Raw genomic sequence first — 550 nt, 5'->3', positions numbered from 1 at the left:
TTTAAAACGAAAAGTCATTTTTCCTAGCTTTTCACCAACACTTGCTTTTAAGGTGGTTTCAGACAAGGCTTCAAAATACTCTTGGGGATCATACATGGTATTGGCTGACTTCGCCATTGTAAGTACGACTTCAAATTTATTTTTTTCGATTTTTTCAACGAGAGCATTATCCGCAAATGTTTTCAATAAACCAATTTCTAACAAGTAAGCAACCTCGTCTGGATATTCTCCAAAACGGTCCATCATCTCATCTTGTAATTCTTCATAGTTTTTTCGAGTATCCACTTGGCGAATGCGTTTATAAATCTCAATTTTTTGTCTTTCATCACCAATATAATAACTTGGAATAAAAGCATCTAAACCAAGCATAATTTCCGCATTGGTCTTCGTCTTAACTTTCTCGCCACCCATGCGTTTATGGACTGCTTCTTCAAGCAATTGCGAGTAAAGTTCAAAACCAACCGAATCAATGAAGCCAGATTGTTCTGCTCCCAGTAAATTTCCTGCGCCTCGAATTGAAAGATCGCGCATTGCAATCTTGAAACCTGAG

Annotated in this window: 1 protein-coding gene; it reads right to left on the bottom strand. The window is 37.5% G+C overall.

The features are described 5' to 3' along the window. A partial coding sequence (locus tag D1643_RS11415) for a TRCF domain-containing protein (protein ID WP_370520345.1) occupies nt 1-550 on the bottom strand: 550 nt, incomplete at both ends.

Origin of the sequence: Enterorhabdus sp. P55 (genome assembly GCF_009911695.1) — a bacterium.
Lineage (GTDB): Bacteria > Actinomycetota > Coriobacteriia > Coriobacteriales > Eggerthellaceae > Enterorhabdus.
Note: the sequence above shows the minus strand (reverse complement) of the source record. Positions and strands in the feature narration are given on the sequence as shown.